This window comes from Leclercia sp. UBA7405 (genome assembly GCF_037152215.1).
Taxonomy (GTDB): Bacteria; Pseudomonadota; Gammaproteobacteria; order Enterobacterales; family Enterobacteriaceae; genus Enterobacter; species Enterobacter pneumoniae.
The window spans coordinates 733362-754099 of the sequence record NZ_JBBCMR010000001.1; the positions used below are offsets into that span (position 1 = coordinate 733362).

Sequence of the window (20738 nt, forward strand, 5' to 3'; positions counted from 1 at the left end):
GCTGGAATTAGGGTCGAGGGCATTTCGTGCCCCGTGTTATACAAATGTAGCAAAAAGGGTGTTTGTAACTGAAAAGATGAACATTCTGCGTAGCGCGATCTACACAACAGGAATAGACTGGATTCGTTATTCGACAAACGATGCAAAAGGTTTTCTATGACACAACAGCCACAAGCCAAATACCGCCACGACTACCGTGCGCCTGAATACCTGATTAGCGATATTGATCTGACTTTTGACCTGGATGCCACAAAAACTCTTGTTACGGCCGTAAGCCAGGTGACGCGCCAGAGCGCGACGGCTGTTCCCCTGCGCCTCGATGGTGAAGACCTGACGCTCGTTTCCATCGCGGTAAACGACCAGGCCTGGACAGACTATAAAGAAGAAAACGGCCAGCTGGTTATTGATAACCTGCCGGAGCGTTTTACCCTGCGCATCGTGACCGAAATTAGCCCGGCAGCCAACACCGCGCTGGAAGGGCTGTACCAATCAGGTGAAGCACTCTGTACGCAGTGCGAAGCCGAAGGTTTCCGCCATATTACCTGGTATCTGGATCGCCCGGACGTTCTGGCGCGCTTCACCACCAAAATCATTGCCGATAAAACTCGCTATCCATTCCTGCTCTCCAACGGTAACCGTGTGGGCGAAGGCGAGCTGGAAAACGGGCGTCACTGGGTGCAGTGGCAAGATCCGTTCCCGAAACCTTGCTACCTCTTTGCGCTGGTGGCAGGCGACTTCGATGTGCTGCGCGACACCTTCAAAACCCGCTCCGGACGCGACGTGGCGCTGGAGCTGTTCGTTGACCGTGGCAACCTCGACCGCGCGCCATGGGCGATGACGTCGCTCATCAACTCCATGAAGTGGGACGAGGAGCGCTTTGGCCTCGAATATGATCTCGACATCTACATGATCGTCGCCGTCGACTTCTTCAACATGGGGGCGATGGAGAACAAAGGCCTTAACGTCTTTAACTCCAAATACGTGCTGGCCCGTACCGATACCGCGACCGATAAAGATTACCTGGATATCGAGCGCGTGATTGGCCATGAATATTTCCACAACTGGACCGGTAACCGTGTGACCTGCCGCGACTGGTTCCAGCTGAGCCTGAAAGAGGGCTTAACCGTCTTCCGCGATCAAGAGTTCAGCTCCGATCTGGGTTCGCGTGCGGTTAATCGCATCAGCAACGTGCGCACCATGCGCGGTCTGCAGTTTGCTGAAGATGCCAGCCCGATGGCCCACCCGATTCGCCCGGACAAAGTGATTGAGATGAATAACTTCTACACCCTGACGGTGTATGAAAAGGGTTCTGAAATCATCCGTATGATCCACACCCTGTTAGGGGAAGAGAACTTCCAGAAAGGGATGCAGCTCTACTTTGAGCGTCATGACGGCAGCGCCGCCACCTGCGATGACTTTGTGCAGGCGATGGAAGATGCTTCTAACGTTGATCTCTCGCACTTCCGCCGCTGGTACAGTCAGGCCGGTACGCCAATTGTTACCGTAAAAGATGATTACAATCCTGAAACCGAGCAGTACTCTCTGACCATCAGCCAGCGTACGCCGCCAACGGCCGAGCAGGAAGAGAAGCACCCGCTGCACATTCCTTTTGCCATCGAGTTGTATGACAACGAAGGAAACGTGATCCCGCTGCAAAAAGGGGGTCACCCGGTGCACAATGTGCTCAACGTTACCCAGGCGGAGCAGACATTTGTATTCGATAATGTCTATTTCCAGCCGGTGCCGGCGTTGCTGTGCGAGTTCTCTGCGCCCGTTAAGCTCGAATATAAGTGGAGCGATCAACAGCTCACCTTCCTGATGCGTCACGCGCGCAATGACTTCTCCCGCTGGGATGCGGCCCAGAGCCTGCTGGCGACCTACATTAAGCTGAACGTAAACCGCCATCAGCAAGGACAGCCGCTGTCGGTGCCGGTCCACGTGGCTGACGCTTTCCGCGCCATTCTGCTGGACGAGAACATCGACCCGGCGCTGGCGGCAGAGATCCTGACCCTGCCTTCCACCAGTGAAATTGCTGAGCTGTTTGAGATCATCGATCCGATCGCCATTGTGGCGGTACGCGAAGCGCTGACCCGCACCCTGGCGACCGAACTGGCCGATGAGTTCCTGGCGCTGTACAACGCGAATAAGCTTGACGAATACCGTGTCGAACATGCTGATATCGGCAAACGTTCACTGCGTAATACCTGTTTGCGCTACCTGGCCTTCGGCGAAACCGAACTGGCTGATACGCTGGTAAGCAAGCAGTACCACGACGCGGATAATATGACCGACGCGCTGGCTGCCCTGGCCGCTGCGGTGGCCGCTGAGCTGCCGTGCCGCGACGCGCTGATGCAGGCGTATGACGACAAGTGGCATCAGGACGGCCTGGTAATGGATAAGTGGTTCATTCTGCAATCCACCAGCCCGGCGGCAGACGTGCTGAATACTGTTCGCCGTCTTCTGAAGCACCGTTCATTTACCATGAGCAACCCGAACCGCGTACGTTCTCTGATTGGCGCCTTTGCCAGCAGCAACCCGGCGGCTTTCCATGCCGAAGACGGCAGCGGGTATCAGTTTATGGTCGAGATGTTGACGGAGCTGAACAGTCGTAACCCGCAGGTGGCGTCGCGTCTGATTGAGCCGCTGATTCGACTGAAGCGTTACGACGAGAAACGTCAGGCGAAGATGCGTGCGGCGCTCGAGCAGTTGAAAGGGCTGGAGAACCTGTCTGGCGATCTATACGAGAAGATCACCAAGGCACTGGCCTGATAATCAGGTAAAAGCAAAACGGCAACCCTGGTTGCCGTTTCTTATTTTCTCCCTCTCCACGTGGGAGAGGGCCGGGGTGAGGGCATCAGGCATTAACCTTAATCAATGCCCGCTCACTGACCCCACGCTTCATCACCCGATCCAGCACCTCCGCTTCCAGTTCCGCCAGCCTCGCCGAACCGATGCGACGCGGACGCGGAATATCCACGTTCAGATCCAGACCAATTTTCCCCTCTTCTATTAACAGCACGCGATCGGCCATCGCCACGGCTTCGCTCACATCATGGGTTACCAGCAATACCGTAAACCCGTGTTCCTGCCAGAGGGACTCAATCAAACCCTGCATATCTATCCGCGTCAGGGCATCGAGTGCGCCAAGCGGTTCATCCAGCAGCAGCAAACCCGGGCGGTGAATCAGCGCCCGGGCTAAAGCGACGCGCTGTTTCTGCCCCCCGGACAACGCTGCAGGCCATTCGCTCGCGCGATCCTGCAGACCCACGGCGGCCAGCGCCTGGCTTGCCGCCTCCCGCCAGTGACCTTTCAGCCCCAGACCCACGTTATCGATAACCGTTTTCCACGGCAGCAGGCGCGCGTCCTGAAACATCATCCGGGTATCCTCCTGAATCTCCGCCAGCGGCGTATTGCCCGCCAGCAGTTCACCACCATTGGGGGCCTCCAGCCCGGCGAGCAGGCGCAGCAGCGTACTCTTGCCACCGCCGCTACGGCCAACCACTGCTACAAACTGTCCGGCGGGGATATGCAGATCCAGTTGGTTCAGAATGGTGTTGTCACCGTAGCGTTTGGTCACGCCGTTCAGCAGCAACGGCGTTCCCTGGTTCAAGCGTGCAGTATTCATGCGTGTGCCTCACTTTTGACATAGGCCGGATTCCAGCGCAGCCAGATACGTTCCAGCCACTGGGTGCTGACGTCGGCGAGTTTGCCGAGCAGGGCATATAGAATAATCGCCACCACGACGACATCGGTCTGCAGGAACTCGCGGGCATTCATCGCGAGGTAGCCGATACCGGAGTTGGCCGAAATGGTCTCTGCCACAATCAGCGTTAACCACATCAGGCCGAGGGCAAAACGTACCCCCACCATAATCGAGGGCAGGGCGCCGGGGAGGATCACATGGATAAACAGGGCAAAGCCCGATAAGCCATAGCTGCGTGCCATCTCGACCAGCCCACGATCAATGTTACGAATACCGTGCCAGGTGTTGATATAGATAGGGAAGAGGGTGCCGAGGGCCACCAGGAAAATCTTGGCGCTCTCATCAATGCCGAACCACAGAATTACCAGCGGAATCAACGCCAGATGCGGCACGTTTCGCAGCATCTGGATGGAGGTGTCCAGTAGCCGCTCGCCCCAGCGGGAAAGTCCGCTGATCAGCCCCAGCGTCAGACCGATCGTCCCGCCGATTGTGAAGCCAATCAACGCCCGCCAGGAGCTGATCGCCAGATGCTGCCACAGCTCGCCGCTTGAACTTAGCGCCCAGAAAGCCTCTATCACCCCTTCCGGAGAGGGAAGTATCCGGCTCGACAACCAGCCCACTGACGAGGCCAGTTGCCAGATAGCCACGATGCTGACAGGCAGTACCCAGGGCGCAATACGCAGCAGCCAGGTTGGGGAAGGTTTCGCCATACCTCCTCCTCAGCTCTGCGCGACGTTACGCGGAATAAATTCGTTGGCGACCGCCTCGCCCTGCAGTTGCAGGCGCTGCGGCTGTGGGACCTCCGGGATAGCAACATCCAGATGAGGGAAAAGAAGCTCACCCACTTTGTACGCCTCTTCCAGATGGGGATAACCAGAGAGAATAAAACTGTCGATACCCAGATCGGCATACTCATTAATCCGCGCCGCCACGGTCGGACCATCCCCCACCAGCGCCGTGCCGGCGCCCCCGCGCACCAGACCGACCCCGGCCCACAGGTTAGGGCTAATCTCCAGATTTTCGCGTTTACCCTGGTGGAGGGAGGCCATCCGATGCTGTCCTACGGAGTCGGTTCTGGCGAAAGCAGCCTGCGCTCTGGCAATGGTTTCATCGTCCAGATGGGCAATCAGGCGATCGGCGGCTTGCCAGGCTTCTTCGTTCGTTTCACGCACAATCACGTGCAGGCGGATACCAAAACGCACGTTGCGCCCGCGCGCCGCCGCTTTGGCGCGAACCTGTTCAATCTTTTCTTTCACAAGTTCCGGCGGCTCGCCCCAGGTGAGATAGAGATCGACCTGCTCAGCGGCAAGATCCTGGGCCACATCTGATGAACCGCCAAAATAGAGCGGTGGGCGCGGCTGCTGCACCGGCGGGAAGTAGAGCTTCGCATCGCGGACGTGGATATGTTTGCCCTCGAAGGTAACCGTCTCCCCCTCCAGCAGACGCCGCCAGACGCGGGTAAATTCAGCCGAGGCTTCGTAACGCTCGGCGTGATCCAGAAACACGCCATCGCCAGCCAGCTCCTGTGGGTCACTCCCGGTCACCAGGTTAAACAGAGCGCGGCCATTGGATAAACGGTCCAGCGTGGCGGCCTGACGCGCTGCCACCGTTGGCGAGGTGACGCTCGGGCGCAATGCCACCAGAAACTTTAAGCGCTGAGTCACCGGAATCATCGAAGCCGCGACCAGCCAGGCATCTTCACAGGAACGTCCGGTCGGGATAAGCACCCCGGTAAACCCAATCCGGTCCGCCGCCTGGGCAATCTGCTGAAGATAGCCCTGATCCACCGGGCGTGCACCGGACTCGGTGCCAAGATAGTGACCATCACCGTGGGTAGGTAAAAACCAGAACAGATTCAGACTCATGATTTTGCTCCTTTATGCGCTGTCGGTTGCCATATACGGTCACGGATATCGATTTTTTTCGGTACCAGTCGATTTTCGTAGAAGAGGTCGGCGGTCTGCTGCTGCAACGCCGCGGTGTGAGTATCCACCGGCTTAATGACGGTGGGTGGGCGGTGATCCAGATAGCTGGCAATGACCGGCTCAGGAAGACCCATAGTCTTTGCCAGCAGAGCGATACTGGCCTGCCGCTGGCTCTGGGTCAGGGCATCTGCGTCGCTGAAGGTATCCAGCACCCCCTGAATAAAGGCACCGTTCTTTTCCGCATAAGGACGCGCTGCCAGATAGAAAGAGCCGGTCTGCTTGAGGGTTTCACCATCTTTCAGCACTCTAACTCCCCCCTGCAGCAAGGCTGCGGAGTAATAGGGATCCCAGATAGCCCAGGCGTCCACATTATGTTGCTGAAACGCGGCGCGGGCATCGGCCGGGGAAAGATAGACTGGCTGTATCTCTTTAAACGTCAGACCGGCCTGTTGAAGGGCCCGTAACAACAGATTGTGTGAACTGGAGCCTTTCTGGAACGCCACTTTGCGGCCTTTGAGATCGGCGACGGTTTTGATCGGGCTGTTTTCCGGTACCAGAATCACTTCCGCTTTTGGTTTTGGCGGCTCGACGCCAACATACACAAGGTCTGCGCCGGCGGCCTGAGCAAAGATGGGGGGAATATCGCCGGTGCTACCCAAATCAATGCTGCCCACATTTAAGGCTTCCAGCATTTGTGGCCCCGCCGGAAACTCGACCCATGAAAAATGGGTGTTCGGGTAGCGTTTTTCCAGTAATTGATGGCTTTTAGCCAGCACCATGCTGACGCTACCTTTCTGATAACCAATCCGCAGATTTTCCGGTGCGGGTTCGGCGGCCTGGGCAAAGGAGGCGATCGCGATGATACCGGCCAGGCTCAGGCGGGCGAGGGTGTTAAACATGGGCGACTCCTTTCAACTGACCAAAAGCAGGAACCTGGACGTCACGACGATGCAGCGCCTGCCAGAAGGTCTCAAGGGCGCTATCAAGCCGGATTTGCAGGTTGGGGGAGAAATGCGGTTTATGCTGATAGTCAATGACTTGCGAATCATCGGCAAATACGCCGTGCAGGATCTCCTGCGCTTTCAGGGCGCTAAGCACCGGTTTGAGGGCATAATCTACCGCCAGCATGTGCGCCACCGTGCCGCCTGTGGCAAGAGGTAGCACCACTTTGCCCTCAAGGGCGCGTTCCGCAAGCAGATCAAGCAGCGTTTTCAACGCGCCGGAAAACGAGGCTTTATAGACCGGGGTCGCCACAATCAGGCCGTCTGCGCCTTGCAACTGCTCACTAAAAGCCTTTAATGCCGGGCTATCGAAGCGGGCATAAAGCAGATCCTCTGGGGAAAAGTTGTGCAGATTCCAGTGGCATACTTCGACCTCCAGCGAGGTAAGTTTCTCGCGGGCATATTCCAGCAGTGCGCTGGAGCGTGAAGGAAAACGCGGACTTCCAGCCAGAGTAATAACGCGCATACATGCTCCTTATAACCAATTGTTTGCTTTTATCTAACATTGATAACATTTGCAGGCAGTGTGTCATTGCGCGCTTATTCCACTAAATGATTTATACGCAAGTGAAATGCTAAAAAACGAATAAGGAGGAGAGGGAAAGTAAACGATTGCGTTGCGCCACGCTTTTTTTGCCGCAGGTCAATTCCCTTTCGGGCAAGATTCGCAGATAATACGCCCCCGGTTTGCACACCGGGAATCCAGGAGAGTTCATGTACTACCCCTTCGTTCGTAAAGCCCTTTTTCAGCTCGATCCAGAGCGCGCCCATGAATTTACATTCCAGCAATTACGCCGTATCACAGGAACGCCGCTCGAAGCGCTAGTGCGCCAGAAAGTGATGGATAAACCGGTGCAGTGTATGGGGCTGACCTTTAAAAATCCGTTGGGTCTCGCAGCAGGACTCGACAAAAACGGTGAGTGCATCGACGCGCTGGGTGCGATGGGGTTCGGCTCTATTGAGATCGGCACCGTCACGCCACGCCCGCAGCCGGGCAATGAGCAACCGCGTCTGTTCCGCCTGGTCGAGGCCGAAGGGTTGATCAACCGGATGGGCTTTAACAACCTCGGTGTGGACCACCTGGTCGAGAACGTGAAAAAGGCCCATTTCGATGGTGTGCTGGGTATCAATATCGGTAAAAATAAAGATACGCCGGTAGAGCAGGGTAAAGATGACTATCTGATTTGTATGGAAAAAGTCTATGCCTATGCGGGTTATATTGCGGTGAATATCTCTTCGCCGAACACCCCGGGCTTACGCTCGTTGCAATATGGCGATGCCCTTGACGATTTATTAATTGCGATAAAAAATAAGCAGAATGATCTTCAGTCCCGGCATCATAAATATGTACCGGTCGCCGTGAAGATCGCCCCGGATCTTTCTGAAGAAGAATTGATCCAGGTTGCCGACAGCTTAGTTCGCCATAATATTGATGGCGTTATTGCAACCAATACGACACTGGATCGATCCCTGGTACAGGGAATGAAGCATTGCAACGAAGCGGGAGGACTCAGTGGCCGACCGGTGCAATTAAAAAGTACAGAAATTATTCGCCGCCTGTCAGCGGAATTAAAAGGTCAACTGCCGATTATTGGCGTGGGTGGCATCGACTCGATAATGGCGGCCCGCGAAAAAATGGCCGCCGGCGCTTCGCTGGTGCAAATTTATTCTGGCTTTATTTTTAAAGGCCCGCCGCTGATAAAAGAAATCGTTAATCACCTCTAATCTTTTCTCTCATTATGACGACCAGGGCTTTATTTCCAGCTCTGGTTGTTTTATATTCCGGGACTGTTGCTTATTTAGACATTATAGTCTTTGATTATTGAAGTAAAAAAACGAGACGGTAATAAGGACTTTCTTACGACAGGACGTTTCGGGGACGGGAGAGGCAAATGCGAATTAAACCTGACGATAACTGGCGCTGGTATTATTGTGAAGAGCACGATCGCATGATGCTGGATTTAGCCAATGGCATGCTTTTTCGTTCTCGTTTTGCCCGCCGGATGTTAACCCCAGATGCCTTCGCCCCCAGCGGTTTTTGCGTGGATGATGCCGCGCTCTATTTCTCTTTTGAAGAGAAATGCCGCGACCTGGAACTCTCTAAAGAACAGCGTGCTGAACTGGTGCTTAATGCTCTGGTGGCGATCCGCTTCCTCAAACCTCAAATGCCTAAAAGCTGGCATTTCCTCGCCCATGGTCAGCGCTGGAGTCCGGCGATGGGGGATGCTGCCTGCGTTCATTTGAGCGATACGGCAGAAGAGGTAAGTTTGCTGGTGGTTGAGTCTGGCGAAAACGCCGCGCTCTGCCTGCTGGCGCAGCCCGGTGTGGTGATTGCCGGGCGCACAATGCAGTTAGGTGATGCAATAAAAGTAATGAATGACCGTCTTAAACCGCAAATACGGGTGGATTCGTTCAGTCTGGAGCAAGCCGTTTAAGGCGCCAGCTGTAGCGACGTTTTAGGAACGCAGCTACAGCACAAAATCGTGCCGTCATTACCCATGGCGGATTGCTTCAATGCGGTCACTTCCCCATCCAGCAACTGAATACGACAGCTCCCACAAATGCCCGCACGGCAGGAATAGGGTACGCGAATACCTGCCTGCTCAAGCTGCTCAAGTAAAATCTGCTGATTATTGCCGTTCAGGGTTTTATCTTGCCACTGAATAGTCACGGTACTTTGCGGCAGGCTCTCTACCTCGATCTCCTCTTCCGTTGCGCCGGCGCCGTAAACTTTCGCCGGCCCGGTTGCGAGAATTTCAATCTCATCGCCCACGCGGATCACGCCGCTATTGCGCGCTATCAGGTTCTGACCGAAATCCACGTCGCCGTTATCTTGCGCCGTACGGAATGATTGCAGCGTTTTCAGCGGCTCGCCCGCAGGGTGTTTCTGCCCTTTTTCCGGACTGATAGTGGTGAAGATACAGCGGCTGCACGGCTTCGCCACGTCAAAAATAACGCTACCAATGCGGATAACTTTCCAGGTGTCCTCTTCCCAGGGCTGCGCGCCGGTTACCACAATATTGGGGCGGAACTGCTCCATCTGCACGCTGGCCTTGCAGCGGTTTTGCAGATCGCGCAGGGAGGCCTCGTTGGCCAGCAGGTAGGGATAGCCATCGGCAAAGGAGAGGGGAACGCCCTCGTGGCGCTTCACGCGACGCGTAGGAGTCTGTCCGACCCAGCGTAGCTGCACGTCACGGGCGAAAAAGCCGCTCAGCCAGCGGTTAATGGCCTCAGGCGCGATATGCGCGGTGAAGTGGTTACCCCATACCTCCGTCGGTGCGTTGTCCGGGGCAAAATCGCTAAAACGTACCACGGCGCTGGAGCCATCCGGCGCGGTCAGGTGTAAACCATCGTGCAGCGGAGAAGGGATAAAGCGGACCATCTGCGGAAACTGACGCGCAGTAATGAAAGTACCATCCGTTTCGGTGAGCATAAAAATACGATCAAAGGCAAAACCGCTGACATCTGCCAGTGCATGCGTCAGCCCAATACCACGCATCGATTTGACCGGATGGATAAAAAGCCTGGATAACGTAGGCACGGCAATCTCCCGCAAATGAAAATAAGCCCTCAACTTTATGACATAGAGCGCATATTAGCTATAATGCGCAGCAATTTTCTAAGAGTAAAAGTGACGATATGAATTCTCTGTTTGCCAGTACGGCCCGTGGGCTGGAAGAGCTGTTAAAAACTGAACTGGAAAGCCTGGGCGCGACAGCGTGTCAGGTGGTTCAGGGTGGTGTCCATTTTGAGGGCGACACACGGCTTATTTACCAGAGCCTGATGTGGAGCCGCCTGGCCTCGCGCATCATGCTGCCGATGAAAGAGTTTAAGGTCTATAGCGATCTCGATCTCTACACCGGCGTACAGATGATCGACTGGACAGAGATCTTTGCGCCGGGGGCGACCTTTGCGGTGCACTTCAACGGCGTGAATGATGAGATCCGCAACAGCCAGTACGGCGCGCTGCGTGTGAAAGATGCCGTGGTCGACTGTTTTACCCGTAAAAATCGTGAGCGCCCGAACGTTGATCGTGAAAACCCCGATCTGCGTATTAACGTGTGGCTGAATAAAGAGACGGCGAGCCTTTCACTGGACATGAGCGGTGAAGGTCTGCATCAGCGCGGATATCGCGATCGCGCCGGTGCGGCGCCGATCAAAGAAAACCTGGCCGCCGCGATTGTCATGCGTTCTGGCTGGCAGCCGGGCACTCCGCTGCTCGATCCGATGTGTGGTTCAGGAACCCTGCTGATTGAAGCCGCTATGTATGCCACCGATCGTGCGCCGGGTTTGCACCGTGGCAACTGGGGGTTCAGCGGCTGGGCGCAGCACGATGACGCCATCTGGAAAGAGGTGAAGGCCGAGGCACAGACCCGTGCCCGTGCCGGGCTGGCGGCTTACGGTTCGCGTTTCTACGGCTCGGACAGCGACTCCCGCGTCATTGAGCGCGCGCGCAGCAACGCCCGTCGGGCGGGCATTGGCGAGCTTATCGACTTCAACGTGAAAGACGTGGCGCAGCTGAGCAATCCACTGCCGAAAGGGCCGTACGGCACGGTTATTAGCAACCCGCCTTACGGCGAGCGTCTGGACAGCGAGCCGGCTCTGATCGCTCTGCACAGCCTGCTGGGCCGGATCATGAAAGATCAGTTTGGCGGCTGGAATCTGTCGCTGTTTAGCGCCTCTCCGGAACTACTGAGCTGCCTGCAGCTGCGCGCCGACCGCCAGTTCAAAGCCAAAAACGGCCCGCTGGACTGCGTGCAGAAAAACTATCATCTCACGGAGAAATCCGGCGAAAGCAAGCCGACCACCGTGGCGGAAGACTACGCGAACCGTCTGCGTAAAAACCTGAAGAAATATGAAAAGTGGGCGAAGCAGGAGGGCATAGAGTGCTATCGCCTGTACGACGCCGACCTGCCTGAATACAACGTAGCCGTTGACCGTTACGCCGACTGGGTTATCGTGCAAGAGTATGCGCCACCGAAAACTATCGACGCGCAGAAAGCCCGCCAGCGTATGCTGGATGTGATTGCGGCAACCATCGGCGTGCTGGGTATTGCCCCGAATAAGCTGGTGCTGAAAACCCGTGAACGTCAGAAAGGCAAAAATCAGTACCAGAAGATGGGCGAGAAAGGCGACTTCCTTGAAGTGGGAGAATATAACGCGCGTCTGCTGGTGAATCTTACGGACTATCTGGACACTGGCCTGTTCCTCGATCACCGCATCGCCCGTAAGATGCTGGGCCAGATGAGCAAAGGAAAAGACTTCCTTAATCTCTTCTCCTATACCGGAAGCGCCAGCGTACACGCCGGCCTGGGCGGTGCGCGTAGCACCACCACGGTGGACATGTCCCGCACCTATCTGGAGTGGGCTGAACGTAACTTGCGTCTGAATGGCCTGACCGGCCGCCAGCATCGCCTGATGCAGGCCGATGTACTGGGCTGGCTGCGCGATACCGACGAACAATTCGATCTGATCTTTATCGATCCACCGACGTTCTCCAACTCTAAGCGTATGGAGGACTCGTTTGACGTCCAGCGTGACCACCTGCGCCTGATGACCGACCTGAAGCGCCTGCTGCGCAAAGGCGGCACCATCATGTTCTCGAACAACAAACGCGGCTTCCGCATGGATCACGACGGCCTGAGCGCTCTGGGACTGAAAGCTGAAGAGATCAGTCAAAAGACGATCTCTCAGGACTTCGCCCGTAACCGTCAGATCCACAACTGCTGGCTTATTACTGCCGCCTGAAAGGAATAGTAAATGTCATTAATCAGTATGCACGGCGCATGGCTCTCCTTTAGCGATGCTCCCCTTCTCGATGATACTGAACTGCATATCGAGGATAACGAACGCGTCTGTCTGGTAGGCCGCAACGGCGCGGGTAAATCTACCCTGATGAAGATCCTGAACCGTGAACAGGGGCTGGACGATGGTCGTATCGTCTATGAACAGGATCTTATCGTCTCGCGTCTGCAGCAGGACCCACCGCGTAACGTGGCGGGCACAGTTTATGATTTCGTTGCGGAAGGGATCTCTGAGCAAGCCGAATACCTGAAGGGTTATCACGACATTTCACATCTGGTGATGACCGATCCGAGCGAAAAAAATCTCAATGAGATGGCTCGCCTGCAGGAGTTGCTGGATCATCATGGCCTGTGGCAGCTTGAAAACCGCATCACCGAAGTGCTGGAACAGCTCGGTCTGGATCCGGACATGGAGCTGGCATCGCTCTCCGGCGGCTGGCTGCGTAAAGCGGCGCTTGGCCGGGCGCTGGTAAGCGGCCCGAAAGTGCTGCTGCTGGATGAACCGACTAACCACCTGGATATCGAAGCTATCGACTGGCTGGAAGGGTTCCTGAAGACCTTTAACGGGACAATTATCTTTATCTCGCATGACCGTTCGTTTATTCGCAATATGGCTACCCGTATTGTCGATCTCGATCGCGGCAAGCTGGTGACCTATCCGGGCGATTACGATACCTATCTGCTGGAGAAAGAAGAGAACCTGCGCGTTGAAGAGCTGCAAAATGCCGAGTTTGACCGCAAGCTTGCGCAGGAAGAGGTCTGGATCCGCCAGGGCATCAAAGCCCGTCGTACCCGTAATGAAGGCCGCGTACGCGCCCTGAAAGCGATGCGTAACGAACGTAGCCAACGCCGTGAAGTGATGGGCAGTGCCAAAATGCAGGTTGAAGAGGCGGCCCGTTCCGGGAAGATCGTCTTCGAACTGGAAAATGTCAATTATCAGGTTGATGGCAAAGTGCTGGTAAACAACTTCACGGCTCAGGTTCAACGCGGTGACAAAATAGCCCTGATCGGCCCTAACGGCTGTGGTAAAACCACGCTGCTGAAATTGATGCTCGGCCAGCTAAAAGCCGACAGCGGCCGGGTCCACTGCGGTACCAAACTGGAAGTGGCCTACTTTGATCAGCACCGTGCTGAGCTCGATCCTGACAGAACGGTGATGGATAACCTGGCGGAAGGTAAGCAAGAGGTGATGGTAAACGGGAAACCGCGCCATGTGCTGGGCTATCTGCAGGACTTCCTCTTCCACCCGAAACGCGCCATGACGCCGGTGCGCGCACTTTCCGGGGGAGAGCGTAATCGACTGCTGCTGGCACGTCTGTTCCTGAAACCCAGCAACCTGTTGATCCTCGATGAACCGACGAACGATCTTGATGTGGAAACGCTGGAACTTCTTGAAGAACTGATTGATAGTTATCAGGGCACCGTGTTGCTGGTTAGCCACGATCGTCAGTTTGTGGACAATACCGTGACCGAGTGCTGGATCTTCGAAGGCGAAGGCCGCATCGGGCAATATGTCGGGGGGTATCACGATGCCCGCGGGCAGCAGTCTCAATCACAGGCGCTGAAGCAATCCCGCAGCAAAAATGATGCGGAAGCCGCTGTCACCAAATCCGAAGCGGTAAAACGAGGCAGCAGTAAGCTAAGCTATAATCTCCAGCGCGAGCTGGAAGGGTTGCCGCAGCGTATGGAAGAGCTGGAAGCAAACCTTGAAGCCTTGCAGGCCCAGGTCGCCGATGGCGCGTTCTTCAACCAGCCGCATGACCACACTCAAAAAGTCCTGGCGGATCTGGCGCTGGCCGAGCAGGCGCTGGAAGAAGCATTCGAACGCTGGGAGTACCTTGAGGCTCTGAAAAACGGCGCTTAAGTAAATATGGAGCCAGAATGTGTGAACATCACCATGCCGACAGGCACATTTTATGCTCACAGTGTGACCTGCTCGTGGCGCTCCCGGCACTTGAGCATGGTCATAAAGCGGCATGCCCCCGCTGTGGGACAACGCTGACAACCGAGTGGGACGCACCGCGCCAGCGTCCCACCGCGTATGCGTTTGCAGCCCTGTTTATGCTGCTGCTCTCTAACCTGTTCCCGTTCATCTATATGAAGGTCGGGGGTATCACCAGCGAAGTCGAACTGCTGGAGATCCCCCGCGTTATGTTCAGCGAAGATTATGCCAGCCTCGGCACCTTCTTCTTGTTGTTCGTTCAACTGGTGCCGGCGTTCTGTCTGGTGGTCATTTTGCTGCTGGTAAATCGCGTCAAAATGCCCCTGAGCGTAAAGATTTTGCTGGCGCGGATCCTCTTCCAGCTGAAAAGCTGGGGAATGGCTGAAATTTTCCTCGCCGGGGTGCTGGTCAGTTTCGTGAAGCTCATGGCTTACGGTGATGTGGGGGTCGGCAGCAGCTTTATTCCCTGGTGTCTGTACTGTGTACTGCAGTTGCGCGCTTTCCAGTGCGTGGATCGCCGCTGGGCATGGGACGATATCGCTCCTGCGCCAGCGCTCCCGCATGCGCCGCAGGTGGGCGTTCCCGGAATTCGCCAGGGTCTGCGCTCATGTCCTTGCTGTACGGCGATTTTACCGGCCGATCAGCGAGTCTGCCCGCGTTGTGGCACCAAAGGGCATGTCCGGCGCAAAAACAGCATTCAGTGGACACTGGCGCTGCTCTTTACCTCCATCATGCTCTATCTCCCTGCCAATATTCTGCCGATCATGATTACCGATCTGCTTGGCGACAAGATGCCCTCGACCATTATGGCCGGGGTTGTTCTGCTGTGGGGGGAGGGGTCGTACCCCGTGGCGCTGGTTATTTTTATTGCCAGTATTATGGTGCCGACCCTGAAGATGATTGCGATTGGCTGGCTCTGCTGGGATGCAAATGGGCACGGACAACGTGATAGCGAACGGATGCACCTGATTTATGAAGTCGTCGAGTTTGTCGGCCGGTGGTCCATGATAGACGTGTTTGTCATTGCAGTTTTATCGGCGTTGGTGCGCATAGGGGGATTGATGAATATCTATCCCGCTCTGGGAGCGCTGATGTTTGCATTGGTCGTGATTATGACCATGTTTGCGGCCCTGACCTTCGACCCTCGTTTATCGTGGGATCGTGAGCCAGAGCCAGACCATGAGGATAATAAAAAGCATGGATAACAAAAGTGGAGAGGCGAAAGTGCAGAAGGTTAAACACTGGTCGCCGGTCTGGATCTTCCCCATCGTGACTGCGCTAATCGGTGCCTGGATCCTGTTTTATCATTACAGCCACCAGGGACCGGAAGTCACCCTTATTACCACTAACGCAGAGGGCATTGAGGGGGGGAAAACCACCATTAAAAGCCGTAGCGTAAACGTGGGCGTAGTGGAAAGTGCGACGCTGACCGACGATTTGACCCATGTCGAAATTAAAGCGCGCCTGAATGCCGGTATGGAAAAGGTGCTTCAGGGCGACTCCGTTTTTTGGGTCGTTAAGCCGCAGGTTGGCCGCGAGGGCATTAGCGGCCTGGGGACACTGCTTTCCGGGGCCTATATTGAGCTGCAGCCGGGAACCAAAGGCGGGCAAAAAAATGAGTATCAGCTTCTGGATTCTCCGCCCCTTGCGCCACCTGATGCCAAGGGTATCCGCGTCATTCTCGACAGCAATAAAGCCGGGCAGCTGAGTCCGGGCGACCCGGTGCTGTTCCGGGGCTATCGCGTCGGTTCGGTCGAAACCAGCACCTTCGATACCCAAAAACGCACCATCAGCTATCAACTGTTTATCAATGCGCCAAACGATCGTCTGGTGACCAGTAATGTGCGTTTCTGGAAGGATAGCGGTATCGCCGTCGATTTGACCTCGGCCGGTATGCGGGTTGAAATGGGCTCGCTCACCACGCTGTTTGGCGGCGGCGTCAGCTTTGATGTGCCGGAAGGACAAGAGCTGGGTCAGCCTGTTGCAGAGAAAAGCGCCTTTAAGCTGTTCGACGACCAGAAATCGATACAGGATGCGCTCTACACCGATCACATCGATTACCTGATGTTCTTCAAAGACTCTGTCCGCGGTCTGCAGCCGGGCGCGCCGGTAGAATTCCGGGGTATCCGCCTGGGTACGGTTGGTCAGGTTCCCTTCTTTGTACCCGGACTGAAACAGGTGCTGGATGACGACTACCGTATTCCGGTGCTCATCCGTATTGAGCCGGAACGTCTGATCAACCAGATTGGTGAAGATCAGGATATCGGGACGCATATTACCGAGCTGATGAACCGTGGTCTGCGCGGCTCGCTGAAGACCGGTAATCTGGTGACCGGCGCGCTCTATGTAGATATGGATTTCTATCCGAAAGCGCCAGCCATTACCGGAATGCGGGAGTTTGGCGGGTATAAAATCATCCCAACCATGAGCAGCGGGCTGGCGCAGATCCAGCAGCGCCTGATGGATACGCTGGATAAGATTAACAACCTGCCGTTAAACCCGATGCTTGAAGCGGCCACGCATTCTCTGAATGAGAGCCAGGCCACGATGCGTCGTCTGCAGACCACGCTGGATAATCTGAATAAGCTCACTGCCAGCCAGTCGATGCAGCAGCTACCTCAGGATATGCAGAAAACGCTGCGCGAGCTGAATCGCAGCATGCAGGGCTTCCAGCCAGGCTCCGCCGCGTATAACAAGATGGTGGCGGATATGCAGCGCCTCGATCAGGTATTGCGTGAACTCCAGCCGGTGCTGAAGACGTTGAATACGAAGAGCAACGCGCTGGTCTTTGAAGCGAAAGATCAAAAGGACCCTGAGCCGAAGGGGGCTAAATAATGAAAAAATGGTTATTGATCGCCGCAGCAGCAGTGCTGACTGCCTGTAGCTCGGGTAGCGACAACAAGAGCTATTACCAGTTGCCGCTGGCTAGCCAAACGGGAGGCAACAGCATGGCCAGCCAGGGTAACCGCTTACTGTGGGTAGAACAGGTCGCGGTGCCGGATTATCTGGCAGGTAATGGCGTGGTTTATCAAACCAGCGATGTTAAGTATGTCATCGCAACGAATAATCTGTGGGCAAGCCCGCTTGATCAGCAGTTGCGCAATTCGCTGGTGGCGAACCTCAGCAGCCAGTTACCTGGCTGGGTTGTTGCTTCGCAGCCTCTGGGTAGCGATCAGGATACGCTTAACGTCAATGTGACCGGTTTTCACGGGCGCTATGACGGGCGCGTGATTATCAGTGGCGAATGGCTGGTTAACCATCAGGGGCAGCTGATTAAACGTCCTTTCCATCTGGAGCTGAAACAGCAGAACGATGGCTACGAAGAGATGGTGAAGGTGCTGGGCCAGGGCTGGGCGCAGGAAGCCAAAAGCATCGCCAGTGAGATTTCACGCTTGCCATAAGTAAAATTCATTATCCAAAACCGCAATCTGCCTCTCGCTGATTGCGGTTTTTTTTTGATGGTATCTCAGTCTGTTACTTGTGCCGCATCACAGATTTTGTACAAACGAACTTCCGTATAGTTCACATTTATGACACTGGCGTGAATTTTGCGCATTGACGCTGGGCTTTATTCGCGGTATTCGTTAGATGTGATTGCACATTTAGTAATCACTGTTTTCTTTTCCACCAGATCAAATAATGAGGGAAACGAGGCATGAAGAGACAGAAACGAGATCGCCTTGAAAGGGCTCATCAACGTGGTTATCAGGCTGGTATCGCCGGACGTTCTAAAGAAATGTGTCCCTATCAGACCTTAAATCAAAGGTCGCAATGGTTAGGGGGCTGGCGAGAAGCCATCGGAGACAGGGCAGTACTTGCTTGATAGCGTCTCTTTAAAAAAGAAACCTCCGCATTGCGGAGGTTTCGCCTTTAACGCCTTCAGTCAGCAATCAGAAAGCTGATGTATCCTGGAACAGGCCGACCTTCAGGTCGGTTGCGCTGTAAATCAGACGACCGTCTACCAGCACTTCACCATCTGCCAGGCCCATGATCAGACGACGGTTCACAACGCGTTTGAAGTGAATACGGTAGGTCACTTTCTTCGCAGTTGGCAGAACCTGACCGGTGAATTTCACTTCGCCCACGCCCAGCGCGCGGCCTTTACCTTCGCCACCCAGCCAGCCGAGGTAGAAACCAACCAGCTGCCACATCGCGTCGAGGCCCAGGCAGCCTGGCATTACCGGGTCGCCAATAAAGTGGCAACCGAAGAACCACATATCCGGGTTGATATCGAGTTCTGCTTCTACGTAACCCTTATCGAAGTTGCCGCCGGTTTCCGTCATCTTCACGACACGGTCCATCATCAGCATGTTCGGGGCCGGTAACTGTGGGCCTTTCGCGCCAAACAGTTCACCGCGACCAGAGGCAAGAAGATCTTCTTTTGTATAGGATTCGCGTTTATCTACCATGTTCTCAGTAAGCCTTATTTTAGTGAAGGACGCAGGATAGCTAACACGTGTACGCTGAACAAGTCCGATCAGTTAGGACTAAACCATCCCAACCAGCGCAGCGGCCACGGATAACGATGACGAGACTCCTGCTGAGTCGCCTGGGCGATGCGTTCCTGAATGGTCTGCATGAGCGTTGTCTGACCCTCGCCATCCCATATCAGGTTTGTGAGTAAGGGTAGCGCATCCGCAATATCTTCAATCGCCCAGAGGGAGAATTGTTCCTCTTCCACTGCTTTCAGCACATCCTGGCTGAGGCTCAGGTGACGCACGTTTGCCAGCGGAATGATCACACCCTGTTTGCCGTTCAGACCACGCTGCTGACAAACCGTGAAGAAGCCTTCAATCTTCTCATTGAGGCCGCCTACCGGTTGGGCACGACCAAACTGATCCACTGAGCCGGTTATGGCGATATTCTGGTTAACTGGCACGTCGGCCAGCGCGCTAATCAGGGCACACAGCTCGGCCATGGAGGCGCTATCGCCATCTACTTCGCTATACGATTGTTCAAAGGTCAGCGAGGCAGTGAAGGGGATCTGCTGCTCAAGCTGTAGCTCTGACATCAGATAGGCCTGCATGATCATCATGCCTTTAGCATGAATATTACCGCCCAGTTCCGCTTTGCGCTCGATGTCGATAAATTCGCCATCGCCAATATGCACAACGCAGCTAATGCGCGAAGGTTCGCCAAAGGCGCGCGGATGGCCCGGGAATTCAATCACCGACAGGGCATTGATCTGCCCGACACGTTCACCTTCCGTTTCGACCAGGATCTGATCAAGCAAGATTTCATCCTGCATCCGGTCAGCAAGATACCCTTCACGCCATTGGCGTTGCAAAAGCATCTGGCTCAGTTGCTCACCAGTGAAGAAGGCATCCGGCGTTAAAGCGGCCACTTCACGGAGTTGCTTACCCAGCCACAGAGGGCAGAGGGGCAAGGTTTCTTGATCGCCCGTGTAACGGACGGCTTCACGAATCAGCACTGGCCAGGCATCAGGGGCAGGGACAGGCAGACCAGCACTTTCGGCCAGGGCGTTTACCCATAAACACCATTGCTGCATCTCTTCTGCATCAGCAATCTGAATGTTGTCTTCAAATTCGCTGTAAATGGCCTGATCGGCCAACTCCGGCTCCATCTCCTGGAAATCGGCCAGTGCTTCGCGATCACCCACCAGCACCACTTTCAATGTCAGTGGCATAGAAGGAACGGAGACCGGAAGTGGACGAGACTCGTCAAAACCGACCCAATCAAAGCGCTGCTGGCTCACTATATTCTTTAAACGCATCCACAAGAGCGGCTGGGCCAGCAGGGTACGCAGGGAGATGAGCAAGACACCGCCATTGGCCTGGTGCACCAAACCCGGCTGGAGGCTGACCTCACCATTAAACTGACGCAAGCAGCCAAAAAGCTGTTCAGCCTCTACCCAACCGGCCGTTGTAACACCGCCAGTGACCGCAAAACGGCCATCTGCAATCTCAGTGGGGGTAAAGGTGATAGTCGTGCCGTTGACGCAATACGTACCGCCAGAGACGGCGTCATTCTCCGGCAACAACTGCCGCATGGCGTCCGCCAGCAGGTTGAGATACTCCGCTTCATCCGGTGCCTTCAGCAACATAAAAGGCGACGTTGCCCAGGGGCTTAACGCCTGCTCCATTGCGTAATGCAAACGTGGCTGCGTATCGCTTAATGCGGATTCGTCTTCTTTCGCGAGCTCGGGCTGTGCAAACAGTTCCTGATAGCTATCGGTATCCGGAACCAGGTCACGCCATGCTAATTTCGTAATCGTCAAAGTTGATGTTTTTTAGTCAGATGTAAAACGATGGATTATACCGTAAGGCTCAGGCTCTGCCCACGAAGGAATAGGAGTTTCACGCGGTGAATCTCATCTGGCGGTCACAGGCGTTGATTTCTTTT

At 55.2% G+C, this 20738-nt stretch carries 17 protein-coding genes; 9 read left to right on the forward strand and 8 right to left on the reverse strand.

The genetic code is table 11. The annotated features are described in order from the left end of the window. Positions 1–156: 156 nt before the first annotated feature. Entirely contained in the window at positions 157–2769 is a 2613-nt protein-coding gene (gene pepN, locus WFN75_RS03480; RefSeq protein ID WP_336995625.1) for an aminopeptidase N, read from the forward strand. A gap of 85 nt (positions 2770–2854) precedes the next feature. On the opposite strand, the gene ssuB is transcribed toward pepN, so the two are convergent. The 5 genes from ssuB to ssuE are packed head-to-tail and all read right to left on the reverse strand — an operon-like array spanning position 2855 to position 7095. After that, the gene (gene ssuB / locus WFN75_RS03485) at positions 2855–3625 is read right to left on the reverse strand and encodes an aliphatic sulfonates ABC transporter ATP-binding protein (protein WP_336995626.1); all 771 of its coding nucleotides are present in this window, start codon (positions 3623–3625) and stop codon (positions 2855–2857) included. Beyond that, entirely contained in the window at positions 3622–4413 is a 792-nt protein-coding gene (gene ssuC / locus WFN75_RS03490; protein WP_336995627.1) for an aliphatic sulfonate ABC transporter permease SsuC, read from the reverse strand. The genes ssuB and ssuC overlap by 4 nt, the downstream gene beginning before the upstream one ends. A gap of 9 nt (positions 4414–4422) precedes the next feature. Next, a complete protein-coding gene (gene ssuD, locus WFN75_RS03495; protein ID WP_207293405.1) occupies positions 4423–5568 on the reverse strand; it encodes an FMNH2-dependent alkanesulfonate monooxygenase in 1146 nt (381 codons plus the stop codon). Further along, the gene (locus WFN75_RS03500) at positions 5565–6527 is read right to left on the reverse strand and encodes a sulfonate ABC transporter substrate-binding protein (RefSeq protein WP_040076301.1); all 963 of its coding nucleotides are present in this window, start codon (positions 6525–6527) and stop codon (positions 5565–5567) included. The genes ssuD and WFN75_RS03500 overlap by 4 nt, the downstream gene beginning before the upstream one ends. Further along, entirely contained in the window at positions 6520–7095 is a 576-nt protein-coding gene (ssuE, locus tag WFN75_RS03505) for an NADPH-dependent FMN reductase (RefSeq protein WP_233803899.1), read from the reverse strand. The genes WFN75_RS03500 and ssuE overlap by 8 nt, the downstream gene beginning before the upstream one ends. A 248-nt stretch (positions 7096–7343) precedes the next feature. On the opposite strand from ssuE, the gene pyrD reads away from it, so the two are divergent. Then, positions 7344–8354: a quinone-dependent dihydroorotate dehydrogenase gene (gene pyrD, locus WFN75_RS03510; protein WP_040076299.1), complete on the forward strand. Its 1011-nt coding sequence runs from the start codon at positions 7344–7346 to the stop codon at positions 8352–8354. A 167-nt stretch (positions 8355–8521) separates the two neighbouring features. Then, a complete protein-coding gene (gene zapC, locus WFN75_RS03515) occupies positions 8522–9064 on the forward strand; it encodes a cell division protein ZapC (RefSeq protein WP_263617718.1) in 543 nt (180 codons plus the stop codon). Here the strand turns inward: zapC and WFN75_RS03520 are convergent. Next, positions 9061–10170 (reverse strand): YcbX family protein, encoded by a 1110-nt coding sequence (locus WFN75_RS03520; protein ID WP_263617719.1) that lies wholly within the window; start codon positions 10168–10170, stop codon positions 9061–9063. The two genes, zapC and WFN75_RS03520, sit on opposite strands and share 4 nt — an antisense overlap. A gap of 98 nt (positions 10171–10268) precedes the next feature. On the opposite strand from WFN75_RS03520, the gene rlmKL reads away from it, so the two are divergent. The 6 genes from rlmKL (at position 10269) to rmf (ending at position 18198) form a co-directional block, all read left to right on the forward strand. Further along, positions 10269–12377, forward strand: coding sequence for a bifunctional 23S rRNA (guanine(2069)-N(7))-methyltransferase RlmK/23S rRNA (guanine(2445)-N(2))-methyltransferase RlmL (gene rlmKL / locus WFN75_RS03525; protein ID WP_336995628.1), 2109 nt, complete (start codon positions 10269–10271; stop codon positions 12375–12377). 12 nt (positions 12378–12389) lie between these two features. Beyond that, a complete protein-coding gene (locus tag WFN75_RS03530; protein WP_040076294.1) occupies positions 12390–14297 on the forward strand; it encodes an ABC transporter ATP-binding protein in 1908 nt (635 codons plus the stop codon). 17 nt (positions 14298–14314) lie between these two features. Beyond that, positions 14315–15580: a membrane integrity-associated transporter subunit PqiA gene (gene pqiA / locus WFN75_RS03535; protein WP_233803895.1), complete on the forward strand. Its 1266-nt coding sequence runs from the start codon at positions 14315–14317 to the stop codon at positions 15578–15580. Beyond that, complete coding sequence (gene pqiB, locus WFN75_RS03540) at positions 15573–17210, forward strand: intermembrane transport protein PqiB (protein WP_046886671.1); 1638 nt, start codon at positions 15573–15575, stop codon at positions 17208–17210. Before pqiA ends, pqiB begins: the two co-directional genes overlap by 8 nt. Continuing rightward, positions 17210–17776 carry a membrane integrity-associated transporter subunit PqiC gene (gene pqiC / locus WFN75_RS03545; RefSeq protein WP_040076290.1) on the forward strand — a complete coding sequence of 189 codons (567 nt, stop codon included), beginning with the start codon at positions 17210–17212 and terminating at the stop codon, positions 17774–17776. The genes pqiB and pqiC overlap by 1 nt, the downstream gene beginning before the upstream one ends. 254 nt (positions 17777–18030) lie before the next feature. After that, on the forward strand, positions 18031–18198 hold the full coding sequence (gene rmf, locus WFN75_RS03550; RefSeq protein WP_010429337.1) for a ribosome modulation factor: 168 nt from the start codon (positions 18031–18033) through the stop codon (positions 18196–18198). A 67-nt stretch (positions 18199–18265) separates the two neighbouring features. Here rmf and fabA read toward each other — a convergent pair whose 3' ends face one another. Continuing rightward, complete coding sequence (gene fabA / locus WFN75_RS03555) at positions 18266–18784, reverse strand: bifunctional 3-hydroxydecanoyl-ACP dehydratase/trans-2-decenoyl-ACP isomerase (protein ID WP_040076289.1); 519 nt, start codon at positions 18782–18784, stop codon at positions 18266–18268. 68 nt (positions 18785–18852) lie between these two features. Beyond that, positions 18853–20613, reverse strand: a complete 1761-nt coding sequence (locus WFN75_RS03560) for a Lon protease family protein (protein ID WP_336995629.1) — start codon at positions 20611–20613, stop codon at positions 18853–18855. Between the last annotated feature and the right edge of the window lie 125 nt (positions 20614–20738).